This is a genomic window from Streptomyces sp. NPDC002577, assembly GCF_053594815.1.
On sequence record NZ_JBSFWK010000016.1, the window covers coordinates 140246 to 153479 of the forward strand.

10 protein-coding genes and 1 pseudogene are annotated in these 13234 nt (G+C 71.5%); 1 reads left to right on the plus strand and 10 read right to left on the minus strand.

All coding sequences use genetic code 11. The features are described from left to right. The 7 genes and pseudogenes from ACWD4J_RS22010 to paaA all read right to left on the minus strand — a co-directional run. Window positions 1-250, minus strand: a pseudogene (locus ACWD4J_RS22010) (hypothetical protein); the annotation flags it as partial. A 310-nt stretch (window positions 251-560) separates the two neighbouring features. Further along, window positions 561-1730, minus strand: coding sequence for a PP2C family protein-serine/threonine phosphatase (locus ACWD4J_RS22015; RefSeq protein ID WP_451397093.1), 1170 nt, complete (start codon window positions 1728-1730; stop codon window positions 561-563). Between the two features lie 141 nt (window positions 1731-1871). Beyond that, window positions 1872-2984 carry a 1,2-phenylacetyl-CoA epoxidase subunit PaaE gene (paaE, locus tag ACWD4J_RS22020; RefSeq protein ID WP_451397094.1) on the minus strand — a complete coding sequence of 371 codons (1113 nt, stop codon included), beginning with the start codon at window positions 2982-2984 and terminating at the stop codon, window positions 1872-1874. Then, window positions 2984-3505 (minus strand): 1,2-phenylacetyl-CoA epoxidase subunit PaaD, encoded by a 522-nt coding sequence (paaD, locus tag ACWD4J_RS22025; RefSeq protein ID WP_451397107.1) that lies wholly within the window; start codon window positions 3503-3505, stop codon window positions 2984-2986. The genes paaE and paaD overlap by 1 nt, the downstream gene beginning before the upstream one ends. 119 nt (window positions 3506-3624) lie before the next feature. Continuing rightward, a complete protein-coding gene (paaC, locus tag ACWD4J_RS22030) occupies window positions 3625-4452 on the minus strand; it encodes a 1,2-phenylacetyl-CoA epoxidase subunit PaaC (protein WP_451397095.1) in 828 nt (275 codons plus the stop codon). A gap of 18 nt (window positions 4453-4470) precedes the next feature. Further along, a complete protein-coding gene (gene paaB / locus ACWD4J_RS22035; RefSeq protein WP_451397096.1) occupies window positions 4471-4815 on the minus strand; it encodes a 1,2-phenylacetyl-CoA epoxidase subunit PaaB in 345 nt (114 codons plus the stop codon). Continuing rightward, window positions 4812-5843 (minus strand): 1,2-phenylacetyl-CoA epoxidase subunit PaaA, encoded by a 1032-nt coding sequence (gene paaA, locus ACWD4J_RS22040; protein WP_451397097.1) that lies wholly within the window; start codon window positions 5841-5843, stop codon window positions 4812-4814. Before paaA ends, paaB begins: the two co-directional genes overlap by 4 nt. 669 nt (window positions 5844-6512) lie before the next feature. Between paaA and ACWD4J_RS22045 the strand changes: the two genes are divergently transcribed. Further along, a complete protein-coding gene (locus ACWD4J_RS22045; RefSeq protein WP_451397098.1) occupies window positions 6513-7724 on the plus strand; it encodes a S8 family peptidase in 1212 nt (403 codons plus the stop codon). 230 nt (window positions 7725-7954) lie between these two features. On the opposite strand, the gene ACWD4J_RS22050 is transcribed toward ACWD4J_RS22045, so the two are convergent. From ACWD4J_RS22050 to ACWD4J_RS22060, 3 genes are all read right to left on the minus strand, one after another. Further along, entirely contained in the window at window positions 7955-8818 is an 864-nt protein-coding gene (locus ACWD4J_RS22050; RefSeq protein ID WP_451397099.1) for an ABC transporter permease, read from the minus strand. Window positions 8819-8858: 40 nt separating this feature from the next. After that, a complete protein-coding gene (locus tag ACWD4J_RS22055; RefSeq protein WP_451397100.1) occupies window positions 8859-11513 on the minus strand; it encodes an alpha/beta fold hydrolase in 2655 nt (884 codons plus the stop codon). Between the two features lie 174 nt (window positions 11514-11687). Next, the gene (locus tag ACWD4J_RS22060) at window positions 11688-13103 is read right to left on the minus strand and encodes an APC family permease (protein WP_451397101.1); all 1416 of its coding nucleotides are present in this window, start codon (window positions 13101-13103) and stop codon (window positions 11688-11690) included. Window positions 13104-13234: the final 131 nt, after the last annotated feature.

Consider the following 13234-nt stretch of genomic DNA (forward strand, 5'->3'; position numbering starts at 1 on the left):
CCTTCTCCTTGCCGTAGCCCCCCTTGCCGTAGTCGTCTTCCTTCTTGCCGTGGTCGCCCTTGTTGCCGTAGTCGTCGTTGCCGTAGTCGTCCTTCTTCTCGTCGTCCTTCTTGCCGTGGTCGTCGTCGCCGTACGAGGAGGCTGCCTTCGACGTCCAGAGCTCCGCCACGGTGGCATTCGCGGCGGGAGCGGCGATCGCGATGGCCGCGGTGACTGCGGCCGAGGCGAACAGGGTGCGGGTAATTCGCATGGGAAGGAATTCCTTTCGCCACGACTGCGACGGCCAACCCCGCGTCGGCTCTTCGGATCGCAGTAGCGACGTGATCACCCTCAGCCGCATCGCGACTCCGCACCACCGGAGAAGTACGCATTTGAGCTATTAACTGGGCTCATCGGGTGGTTGAGGCAGAATTATTACCCGCTTGGCAGCACGTAACGGGCCCTGATGCGTCATCACTATGGGGTAAGGGGGTACGTGCCGCCGTCTGGGCCTGACGATCGGTCCGATGTCCCCCGTCCGGTCGAGAGTGCCGGCATCCCCGGCCTCTGCTGACCCCCTGTCAGCCGCTGTCCGCGCCCCCTCCGGACCGGCTCCGCCGAGCCCTGTGCCGGGACCGCCTGGGGTGGTCGCCACTCGAGGGACAGGATCGTCGCGTCGTTGTCGCGTCGTCGTGCAGGCGGTTGTTCCGGTCGTCCAGGATCGCGTTGTCGCCGGGCTCCAGGTCGGCCTTGTGGACGTGGCGGGGCACGTCGAGGAATGCCGCGGTGAGGCCCATGGGCGGGTCGGCCGGGCATTCAAGGGCTCCGTGCAGGAGGCGCTCGATGCGGATGAGCAGGCGCTGAGGATGCCCGCAGGTGCACCAGCGGAGGGCGCCGGTCATGAGGTCGGGCTGGCTGAGGACACCCGTGCAGAACTGGTCCGGAAGCCGCTCGGCGAGCGTCCGGCCGACGGTCTCCGCCGGCTCGGGCAGCTCGGCGCCGGTCCGCCGGCCGTTGCGGCAGCCCGTCGGCGTGACGGCCGTGGTCAGGCCCGACGCCATGTTGTGGCCCGTGGCGTCCAGGATCGCGGCGTGCAGAGTCGTCTCGTTGAGCGCGTGGTCGAAGGCGTCGCCGCCTATCTCGTAGGCCGGTTCGAGCACCGCGGCCGGGACGACGTGGACGTTGTCTGTGGTGCGGGGCGACGGCACGGCCCTCAGCAGCTCGGCCGGCAGCTGTACGGGCTGCTCGGTGCGCGTCCGCTGGACCAAGGCGTCCCGGTACGCCGGCCGGGAGGTGATCATCATCGCGAAGAAGGCGGCGAGGGCGCGGCAGTGCCGCAGCCGCTCCGCATGCAGGGACATGGTGTACGCCGCGAGGACCCCGACCCGCTCGGCGCCGTCCACCAGCGGCAGCCACACGGTCACGCCGCCCGTGGAGGACTCCTCCACGGGCAGCGAAAGCGTGCGGTACGACCATCCGGCGAACGACGTGTCCATGGGGAGCGGCGGCGACACGTCCGTCAGGGATATGAGGTGCCGCTGCAGGACATCGGCGAGGTAGACCACGGCCCGGTCCAGTCCGACGGCCGTGGCGCACCTGTCCACGGCCGTGGCGCACCGGCTCACGGCCGTGGCGCACCGGCTCACGGCCGTGGACAGGTCCAGGGCCGTGAGCCGGGGATCTGCGAGGAAGTCCTCAAGCAGCCGCTCCCCGGCCTCTGATGCCGGCACGTCGTCTCCCATGTCTCCCATGTCTCCCACCAGCAGGTACGCCACGCGTCACCGAGCCGTCCGTATGTCTCGGCCCGCGGACAGCAGCAGTCTCACACCGGTGCCGCACTTCCGCTCGGTGACCGGCGGGGGCGGGGGCCGACCGGCCCCCGCGGCCGCCGCTCAGCTGTCGAAGTCCACGGTCAACTCGTCGGAGACCGGGAACGACTGACAGGTCAGGACGTACCCGGCGTCGACCTCGGCCGGTTCGAGGGCGAAGTTCCGGCGCATGTCGGCCTTGCCGTCGGTCACCAGGGCACGGCAGGTACCGCAGACTCCGCCCTTGCAGGCGAAGGGCAGATCGGGGCGGGTGCGCTGGGCGCCGTCGAGGACGGTGCGGTCGCGGGAGAGTGCGGCCGTGGTGGAGCGCCCGTCGAGGGTGATGGTCACCTGGCTGACGGGGCCCTCGACCGCCGCGTCCTCGTGGCGCACCGGCTGCACGGGCTCGTCGTCGGCGTAGAACAGCTCCTGATGGACGCGGTCGTCCGGCACACCGAGGCCGGCGAGGACCCGCTGGGCGTCCCTGACCATGCCGTGCGGGCCGCAGAGCCACCAGTGGTCGACGCCGTCGATGCCGACGAGGGCGTCGACGAGCGTGGCGAGGCGGACGGCGTCGAGGCGTCCGGACAGGACGTCGGCCTCGCGGGGCTCGCGGGAGAGGACGTGCGCGAGCTGGAAGCGCGCCGGATAGAGGTCCTTCAGGTCGGCGAGCTCGTCGGCGAACATCACGGTGTCGGTGCGCCGGTTGCCGTAGAAGAGCGTGACCTGCGAGCTGTCGGCGGCGGCGAGGACGGACTCGGCGATGGAGAGCATGGGGGTGATGCCGGATCCGGCCGCGATCAGGACGTGGTGCCCCGACCGAGTGAGATCGGGCGTGAACGCGCCGGTCGGTCCCATGACTTCGACGGTGTCGCCGGGCCGTACGCCGTTCACGAGCCAGGCCGAGAACAGCCCGCCCGGAACGACACGTACGCCGATGCGGGGCGGCGATCCGGCCGGGGAGCAGATCGAGTACGAGCGGCGTTCGTCGCGGCCGTCGACCTCGCGCCGCAGCGTGAGGGCCTGGCCGGGCGCGAAGGCGAACTCGTCGGCGAGCTCGGCGGGGATGTCGAAGCTGACGGCGGCCGCGTCCTCGCACAGCGGCTGAACGGCTGTGACCCGCAGGCGGTGGAAGGCCGGGCGGTGGCGGGAGCGCGCGGGCCGGGCGGGCGGGGCCGGGGCCGTCATGTCGTGCATCAGATCTCCTTGACGTACTCGAACGGCTCCAGGCAGGAGCGGCAGCGCCACAGGGCCTTGCAGGAGGTGGCGGCGAAGCGGGAGGTCTCCTCCGTGTCCGCCGAGCCGCAGCGCGGGCAGATGACGGACCATCGGGTGGCCGAAAGATCGAGCGGAACGGGGCCGGTGGTGCGGCGGGGTGCGGCGCCGGGGGGCGCGATGCCGTGTTCGGCGAGCTTGCGGCGGCCCGCCGGGGTGATCCAGTCGCTGGTCCACGGCGGGTCGAGGACGGTGCGGATCTCGACCCGGTCGAATCCGGCGTCCCGCAGCCGTGCGGCCACGTCGGCCCGCATCTCGGCCATCGCCGGGCAGCCGGAGTAGGTGGGCGTGAGGCCGGCGACCACGGTGCCGTCGGCGGTGATCTCCACGCCGCGCAGGACCCCGAGGTCGGCGAGGGTGAGCATGGGCAGCTCGGGGTCGGGCACCTGCTCGGCGACGCGCCGGGCCCGCCGTGCGTCGACGGAGCCGGGTGCGGTCACCAGGTCTCCTGCGGTGGTCGACGGGTCTTCTCCGGTGGTCGACGGGTCTTCTCCGGTGGTCGACGGGTCTTCTCCGGTGGTCACCGGTTCTTCTCCGGTGGTCACCAGGTCGCCTCCGGTGGTCACCATGTCGCCTCCGGGTGGGCGCGGGCCACGCTCTGGAGTTCGGTCAGCAGCGGGGCCAGGTGTTCGGTGTGGTCGCCGTCGCGGCCGGCGCCGGGCACCGGCCTGAACGCGGGCATGGGCAGTCCGGCCGCCTCCGTCACCTGCCGCAGAACGGCGACGACCTCGTCCCGTACGTCGTACGCCGTGAACAACTCGCCGATGTACGGGGCGGTCTGCACCAGTGCCGCGCGCATCCGGCGGTGCGACTCCTCGGTGCCGTCGCCCAGGCGGACGGCCCACTCCGCCGCGTACTGCCGGTGGTACGCCAGCTCCTTGACGCCCTTGGCCGCGATCGCCGCGAGGACGGGGTCGGCGTGCGAAGTGAGCTGCTCGAAGAGCGCGAGCCGCCAGCTGGAGAGCACGAGCAGCCGGGTGACGGAGAACGCGAAGTCGCCGTCAGGGAGTTCGGCGAGCCGGACGTTGCGGAAGTCGCCGGGGTCGCGGAAGTAGGCGTACGCGTCCTCGCCGCGCCCGGTGCCGTCCACCTGCCCGCAGCGTGCGTACAGCAGGCGGGCCTGGCCGAGCAGATCGAGCCCGATGTTGGCCAGCGCCACCTCCTCCTCCAGCTCCGGGGCGCGCGTGCACCACTCGGCCAGTCGCTGCGCGCCGACCAGCGCGTCGTCGCCCAGTGCCAGGCAGCGCGCGGCCAGTTCAGCGGCGTCGACGCCCTCGGGCACGGCGGTGTCCACGCCGTGCAGGGGGTCTTCGAAACCGGTGCCGTACGCCCAGCGGGCGTCGTCCTCGTGTCCCTCGGCGAGGGTCATGTAGACGTGGTCGTCACTCATGCCTGCTCCTCGATGGGACTAGATGTGCGGGACGTCGTCGGGGATGTCGTAGAAGGTCGGGTGGCGGTAGACCTTGTCGGCGCTGGGGGCGAAGAACGGGTCCTTCTCGTCGCGGGTGGACGCGGCGATGTGGTCCGAGCGCACCACCCAGATCGAGACCCCCTCGTTGCGCCGCGTGTACAGGTCACGCGCGTGGGTGAGGGCCATCCGGTCGTCCGCGGCGTGCAGCGAGCCCACGTGGACGTGGTTCAGCCCGCGCTTGCCGCGCACGAACACCTCGTACAGCGGCCAGTCGCCCTTGGCGGTGGTCTGAGCGGTGCTGTTGGTGGTGCTGTTGGTGGTGTTCTTGGTGGTGTCGCTCATGCCGCCGCCCCCTTCCGGGCTCGCTCGCTCCGCTTGGCCGCGTACGCGCTCGCCGCCTCCCGTACCCACGCGCCCTCCTCGTGGGCCGTCCGGCGCCGCTCCATCCGCCGCGTGTTGCAGGGCCCGTCGCCGGAGATCACCCGCTGCAGCTCCGACCAGTCCGGTGTGCCGAAGTCGTGGTGGCCGCGTTCGGCGTTCCACCGCAGCTCGGGGTCGGGCAGCGTCACGCCGAGCTTCCCGGCCTGTGGAACGGTCATGTCCACGAAGCGCTGGCGCAGCTCGTCGTTGCTGTGCCGCTTGATCTTCCAGGCCATGGACTGCGCCGAATTGGGCGAGGCGTCGTCGGGCGGGCCGAACATCATCAGCGACGGCCACCACCAGCGGTCCACCGCGTCCTGGACCATCTCCCGCTGGGCGTCCGTGCCGCGCATCATCGTCATCAGCAGCTCGTACCCCTGCCGCTGATGGAACGACTCCTCCTTGCAGATCCGCACCATCGCCCGCGCATACGGCCCGTACGAGCTCCTGCACAGCGGCACCTGGTTGCAGATCGCCGCCCCGTCCACGAACCAGCCGATCACGCCGACGTCGGCGAAGGACAGCGTCGGGTAGTTGAAGATCGACGAGTACTTCTGCCGGCCCTCGATCAGCCGCTGCGTGAGGTCCGCCCGGTCGGCGCCCAGTGTCTCCGCCGCCGAGTACAGGTAGAGCCCGTGCCCGGCCTCGTCCTGAACCTTCGCGAACAGGATCGCCTTGCGGCGCAGCGACGGCGCCTTCGTGATCCACTCGCCCTCCGGCTGCATGCCGATGATCTCCGAGTGGGCGTGCTGCGCGATCTGCCGGATCAGCGTCCTGCGATAGCCGTCGGGCATCCAGTCCCGCGGCTCGATGCGCTGATCCCTCGCGATCGTCGCGTCGAAGTGCTGCTCGAGGTCCTGCTCAAGGCTCTGCTCATCGCGCCCCTCCGGGCGCGGGCCGGTGGAGCCTGCGGCGGACGAGGTGGATGAGGCGGAGTCTGACGTGGTCATCGGCACTCGCTTCTGCCTCTCTCAACAAACCGACCGTTCGTTCGGTTCATGGGTCCAGTGTGCCGAGTTTTTCCCCGCGGGACAAGCCCGACAGCCGCCCACGGCTCTCCGGGCGGCGCATCCCCGCCCCCTGGGCGGGCACACGGGGCGCGCACCCGTCCCCCAGCCACGCCGGATCCGGATGCACACCCTCCCCACGCCGGCGCCAGCGGTGGACGGTGTGGCCGTGGCGCCCCGTGCAAGCCGCGGCGGCCCGAGCCACATCGAGGCACATCGAGGCGCATCGAGGTGGCTCGGGATGGCGGCCGGGCAGGGATGACGGCCGGGCGGCGCGACCAGGCCTGGCGGCGCGACCGAGCCGGGCGACCGGGCCCGGCGACACACCACGGTCGAACAGCCGTATTTCTACTGAGAACCCGACCACCACGGCGATCTCCGGCACTCCATCACACACCTGACCTCACGTCAGGTTTCACCTCACCCCCGTAACTCTTACGCGTACTCCCCCAACTCCCGGCCCAGCTTGCGCGTTTGATGCCGACTTGCTCACGCCAAGAACACCTTGAGCGCCGATCGGGCGCCCGGCGCTGTGCACTGCGCCGTCGCAACCGACCCCCACACGCAACCCCCACATGAGCGCGATCGGTCAACGAAAGGCCTGGTGTTCCCATGAGAGCAACCGCCCGCCGGCTCGGGTCCCTTCTGCCCGCTGCCATGCTGCTCGCCGCCGGATTACAGTTCGCCGCCTCTCCCGCACACAGCGCGCCCCTCGCCGACCTCCGTCTCGCTCCCGAGGCGACGGCCGTCCCCGACAGCTGGATCGTCGTCCTCAAGGACGGCTCGACCACCAAGGCGGCGACGCCCGCCACAGCCAGGAACCTCGCCGCCGAGTACGACGGCAGCCTCGGCCGCGTCTACAGCAGTGCCCTCAAGGGGTTCTCCGCCCAGCTGACGAAGAGTGAGGCGAGCGCGCTCGCGCGAGACCCCAAGGTCGCCTACGTCCAGCAGAACCAGGTCCTGCGCATCAACGACACCCAGTCCGACGCGACCTGGGGCATCGACCGCATCGACCAGCGGGATCTGCCGCTGAGCAAGACCTACACGTACAACACGACCGCGTCGAACGTCACCGCGTACATCATCGACACCGGGATCCGCACCTCGCACAGCGAGTTCGGCGGCCGTGCCAGCGTCGGCACCGACACGGTGGGCGGCGGCCAGAACGGGCAGGACTGCAACGGACACGGCACGCATGTCGCGGGCACGGTGGGCGGCAAGACGTACGGCGTCGCGAAGGGCGTGAAGCTGGTCGCGGTGCGGGTGCTCGACTGCAACGGCTCCGGGACCACCGCCGGGGTCGTGGCCGGCATCGACTGGGTCACCGCGCACGCCGTGAAGCCGGCCGTGGCGAACATGAGCCTGGGCGGCGGTACGGACACGACGCTCGACAACGCCGTGAAGAAGTCCATAGCCTCCGGCGTCAGCTACTCGATCGCGGCAGGCAACGGCAACATCCTCGGCCTGCCGCAGAACGCCTGCAACACCTCCCCGGCCCGCGTCCCGGAGGCCATCACCGTCGGTGCCACCGACTCCTCCGACCGGCGGGCGTCGTGGTCCAACTACGGCAGCTGCCTCGACCTGTTCGCCCCGGGCGTCGACATCACATCGGCCTGGGACGACAGCGACACGGCCACCAACACCATCAGCGGCACGTCCATGGCGACGCCGCACACCACCGGCGTCGCGGCCCTCTATCTGGCCACCCACCCGACCGCGACCCCGGCGCAGGTACGCGACGCGCTGGTGAACGCCGCGACCAGCGGCAAGGTGACGAACCCACTCACCGGTTCGCCCAACAAGCTGCTCTACTCGCTGTTCTAGACGCCGGGCACTGCCTGGGCGCACCACCGGCCGGGACTGCCCGAGTCCCGGCCGGTGGTGCGTGCGTCCCGGCCCGTCACGCCTGCAGCCGGCCCGCCTGCCGGATCGCTTCCGCCGGCCCGCGTACCGTCTCGTCCCGCGTCACGTACGCCAATTCGCTGCCTGGTCGGCCAGTTCGGCCATCGACGGTGCGCCCGGCAGCGGGTCCCAGCGGCCCTTGTCCGGGAGACCTAGGACACCACGTCCTTCCGCCGGAAACCGCGGAAGGCCAGCGCGAACAGCACCACCGCGTACGTTATGGAGACGGACGCGCCCTGGATCATGCCGGCCCACTCGGGCGTCGGCTGGATCACGTCCGCCCAGGCGAACTGCCAGTGCGCGGGCAGGAAGTCGCGCCAGTCGCCCAGGGCGGTCACCGCGTCCAGCACATTGCCGACGATGGTCAGTCCGACCGCACCGCCGACCGCACCGAGCGGCGCGTCGGTCTTCGTCGACAGCCAGAACGCGAGCCCGGCCGTGACGAGCTGGGACACGAAGACGTAGGCGATGACGATCACGAGCCGCTGGGCCGCGGTGCCCGCGTCGAGCGCCCCGCCGGTCGGGATCTGCAGCGGCCCCCACCCGTACGCGACGGTGCCGACCGCCAGCGCCACCAGCGGCAGCAGCACCATCGCGGCCAGGCTGAGGCCCAGCGCGACGACGAGCTTGGACCACAGCAGCCGGGCCCGTGGCACGGGCGCCGCCAGCAGATAGCGCAGCGACGACCAGCTCGCCTCGGAGGCGACCGTGTCGCCGCAGAACAGGGCCACGGGGATCACCAGCAGGAAGCCCGCCGATACGAACAGGCAGGTCGCGGCGAAGTTCGCCCCCGACGCGGTGGCCGTGTCCATCAGGGTCACCTGGCCGTTGCGGCCGCCGGGGTCGCCGCCGATCGCGAAGGCCACGACCAGGACGAACGGCAGCACGGCCAGCACCGCGCCCATCACGAGCGTGCGGCGCCGCTTCAGCTGGCGGACCAGCTCGACGCGCAGCGGCAGTGTTCGTCCCGCGCGGTACCCGTGGGCCACCTCGGTGCGTTCGGCGAGGGCGGTCATGGCTGCCTCCGATCGGCCGTGGGGCCTCCGGTCAGGGTCGTCATGGAGTGCCTCCGATCAGGGTCAGGAACGCGTCTTCCAGCCGCCGGTGCGGCCCGACCGACTCGACGGGCACCTCGAGGCGGAGGAGTTCGGCGAGCAGCTGCGGTGTGCTCGCGCCGTCCAGCCGTACGAGGAGTCCGCCGTCCGCGCGGACCGCCGAGCCGACGCCCGGCAGCGCGGCGATCTTCTCCACGAGCGGGTCGTCGAGCGGCCCGGCCGTGCCGACGAGCAGCGTCTCCCCGGAGCCGACGATCTCGGCGACCGGTCCCGCCTGCACGAGCCTGCCGCGGTCCATGACCACCAGATGCGTACAGGACTGCTCGACCTCCGCGAGGAGGTGGCTCGAGACGATGACGGTGCGGCCGGCCGCCGCGTACCGGATCATCACCTCGCGCATCTCGCGGATCTGCGGCGGGTCCAGGCCGTTCGTCGGTTCGTCGAGGATCAGCAGGTCCGGCAGGCCGAGCATGGCCTGGGCGATGGCGAGGCGCTGGCGCATGCCCTGCGAGTAGGTGCGGACGGCGCGCTGCAGGGCGTCGCCGAGTCCGGCGATCTGAAGGGCCTCGTCCATGTGGGCGTCCTCGGCGGGCCGGCCGGTGGCCTGCCAGTACAGCTCCAGGTTCTCGCGGCCGGAGAGGTGCGGCAGGAAGCCGGCGCCCTCGACGAACGCGCCGACCCGGGAGAGCACCGGCGCGCCGGGGCGGATCGCGTGGCCGAAGACGCGGATCTCGCCGCCGTCGGGCCGGATCAGGCCCATGAGCATCCGCAGGGTGGTCGTCTTGCCCGCGCCGTTGGGGCCGAGCAGGCCGAGCACCTGGCCCTTCTCGACGCGGAAGGAGAGGTCCCGTACGGCGTACCGGTCGGCCGACTTCGCATACCGCTTGCTCAGGTCCGTGATCTGCAGCGGCACGTCGACGAGGTCGGGGTCCGGCGGCGGGGTGGCGGTGCGCCGCCGCCCGGTGAGCAGCAGCGCGAGCGCGACGACGGCTCCGGCGATGGGCAGCCACCACACCCAGGCGGGCAGCGGAGCGGCCGCGGTCGTCACACCGGGCGCCGTCGGAACCTTCAGGTCGCTCTTGAGGGACGCCGTGTACGTGGCGGGCTGAAGCGGCGAGGCGTAGGCGAGGTCCGTCGAGGCGAGGACGAGACGCAGCCGGTGGCCCTTCTGCACCTCGTGGTCGATGGCGGGCAGGGTCAGGGTGACGTCCTTGCCGCCCTTCGCGCCGGAGCCCTCGACCCGCACGGGCGCGACCAGTTGGGAGGGCAGCACCTGCCGGCTGCCGTCCGGCCCCACGTCGTACACCTTGCCGAAGAGCACCGCGTCCTCGCTGCTGGACGCGATGTGCACCGTGACGGTCGGCGAACCGGTGATACGCAGATCGCTGGTCAGCGGCGCCGAGTCGAACCGTGCGAACTGGCCCGGGAAGTCGAGGGAGACGCCGACGCCGAGCGACGACAGCTGCGACAGGCCCCCGGCGGCGGCGCCGAGGCCGGGCAGCGAGGAGACGGCGGGCGGGCCTGCGCCCGCGGGGTTGTCGAAGGTCTGCTCGCGGCCGGTGAGCGGCACGCTGCGCAGCCCGTTCTCAAGGCCCGGATACGTGTCTCCGCTCGCGCCGCGCAGCTGTGCCGCGCCGTCGGTGGAGTCGACGCCTCCGGTACGGGTGATGCGGAACGCGGGTCCGGTGTCGGCGTTCTTGTCGTCCTTCAGATAGCGGTCGAACCAGGCGTCCACGCGCGCGTACACCCGGTCTGCTTCCATGTCGCCGCCGTCGTGGCCGCCCGCGATCCAGTCGACGTCGACCGGCGCGCCGCCCGCGCGGATCGCCTTGGCCATGGCGTCGGCCTGGCCGAGCGGGAAGAGGGAGTCGGTCTGGCCCTGCATGATGAGCGTGGGCACCTTGATGCGGTCGCCGACGGCCGACGGGCTGCGCTCCTCCAGCAGCGCCCGCGCCTCGGCGTCCGGCGTGCCGCTCTCCGCGACACGCTCGTACATCTGGCAGAGCTGCGTCTCGAACTTGCCGCAGCCGCCGCCGGAGTTGATGAAGATCCCGGCCCACAGCTTCTTGAACACGCCGTCGGGGAACAGCGCGTCCGCGAGGTTCCAGTAGGTGATCTGCGGCGCGATCGCGTCGACCCGCTGGTCGTACCCCGCGGCCAGCAGCGACACCGCGCCGCCGTACGACGCCCCGGCGACGCCCACGCGCGGGTCGCCGGCCTTGTCGAGCTGCACCTCGGGCCGCTTGGCCAGCCAGTCGATCAGCCGGGAGACGTCGGCGACTTCGCCCTTGGGATCGTTGAGACCGATCTTCCCGGTGGATCTGCCGAAGCCGCGGGCCGACCAGGTCAGCACGGCATACCCGTCGCGGGCCAGCTCTTCGGCCTGTGTGCGCACGTCGTCCTTGCTGCCGCCGAAGCCGTGGGCGAGCAGCACCGCCGGACGCTTGGCCGCGCCCGTGCCGGAGGAGCCCGCCGTGAAGTACGACGTGTCGATCCTCGCGCCGCCCGTGTCGAGCGTCCGGTCCTCGCGGTGCACGGCCGGCGCGTCGTCCGAGGCGACGGCCGTCCATGTCCCGGCACCGGCGAGCACCACAACAGCGGCCGCGGCGGCCAGCCACCGCCGCGGCCCGCGCATTCGGGGCAATCGGAGATCCATGCCGTCAACGGTACGGGCAGGCACCGACATCGACGGCAGCCGCTGGACTGAACCCCCTTACCTCCTTGAGGAGTACGGCCCTCGGCCCGGATACCGCAGTCGCGGTACGCCCACGGCGACGGCCATGAGACCTCGGCACCCGGCTCACTCCCGCACGGCACCCGCTCAGCAAGCTCACTCCCGTACGTCGTCCGGAAGCGTCACCAGCCACCGGGTCTCGCGTCGCGGCCGCAGATACCAGACCCAGTACACGGTCGCGACGGCCGCGATGCCGCCCGTCCACAGCAGATACGCCGCCTCCTGCTGGCTGAGCACATATGCGAGGACGACGATCAGCAGCACGGGCACCGCAGGCCACAGCGGCATCCGCCACGCGGGCCGTTCGGCGTGCCGGCCGCGGCGGGCGAGCAGCGCGGCGACGGCGACCAGCAGGTACATACCGGTGACGGAGACGCCGGTGACGCCGTAGAGGGTGTCCAGGTTCACGAAGCACAGGGCCGCTCCCGGGACGCCCACGACCAGCGTGGCGACCCACGGCGAGCCGAACCGGCCGAGGCGCGCGAGCGCACGGTTGACCGGCTCGGGCCAGGCCTTGTCGCGTGCGGAGGCGAACAGCACGCGGGAGTTCTGGATGACCATCACGATGCCGGCGTTGATGATGGCGAGAGCGACGCAGAGGCTGACGAACGTACCGACGGCGGAGTTGCTCCACGCCTCGACCATGCCGCTGATGTCCCCGGAGGTCAGGGTCTTCAGGTCGTCGGCGCCCAGGGTGATGGCGACCACCGGGACCAGGATGATCACGGTCGAGAGCCCTAGCGTGGCGAGGACGGTGCGGGCGACGTTGCGGCGCGGGTTCTCCAGTTCCTCGGAGAGGTAGACGGCGGTGGAGAAGCCCTGGGTGACGAAGAGCGCGATGGCGAGCCCGGAGACGATGAGCATCGCGGTGACGGCGTCGGGCTTTCCGTCGGCGCCGGCGACGGTGAGGTCGACGAGGCTGCCCGCGCCGCGCTCGGCGTGCGCGAAGCCGAGGACGGCCACGACCGCGGCCGCGATCACTTCCAGGACCAGGAAGACGCCGGTGATCCAGGCGTTGGCGCGCAGGTCGAGCAGCCCGGCGAGGGTGGCGAGCAGCATGACGGCGGCGCCCGCACCCGCCGCGGGGAGATGGACGACCGGCGCGAGGTAGTCCGCCGTGCCCATGGCGATCACCGGCGGGACGATCATGACGACGAGCAGGGACAGGACGAACACGAGCCAGCCCGCGAGCCGCCCGGCCAGGGTCGAGACCATCGCGTACTCGCCGCCTGCGCTGGGGATGAGGGTGCCCAGTTCCGAATAGCAGAAGGCGACGCCGATACAGAGCAGCGAGCCGATGGCGATCGTGAGCGCGGTGGCCGTGCCGAGGCTCGACAACAGGTCGGGCACGACCACGAAGAGGGTGGAGGCGGGGGTCACGCAGGAGAGCGTGAGCAGGGTGCCGCCGATGACGCCGATGGAACGCTTGAGCGTCCGGGGAGCGCCGGTGCCGGTCGCCTCGGGGAGGGCGTCCGGTACCGCGGTCTGGGCAGGGCGGAGCGTGTCGGCCATGGAGGGTTCCGATCGACTCGAGCGGCAGGCGGCCGCGTCATCGATTCCTAATGCTGTCTGTCAAGCCGCGAGAGCCGCAGGAGGCACGACCTCGTAGGTCCGTCCGTCGCGCAGGAGGGCCCAGAGGACGT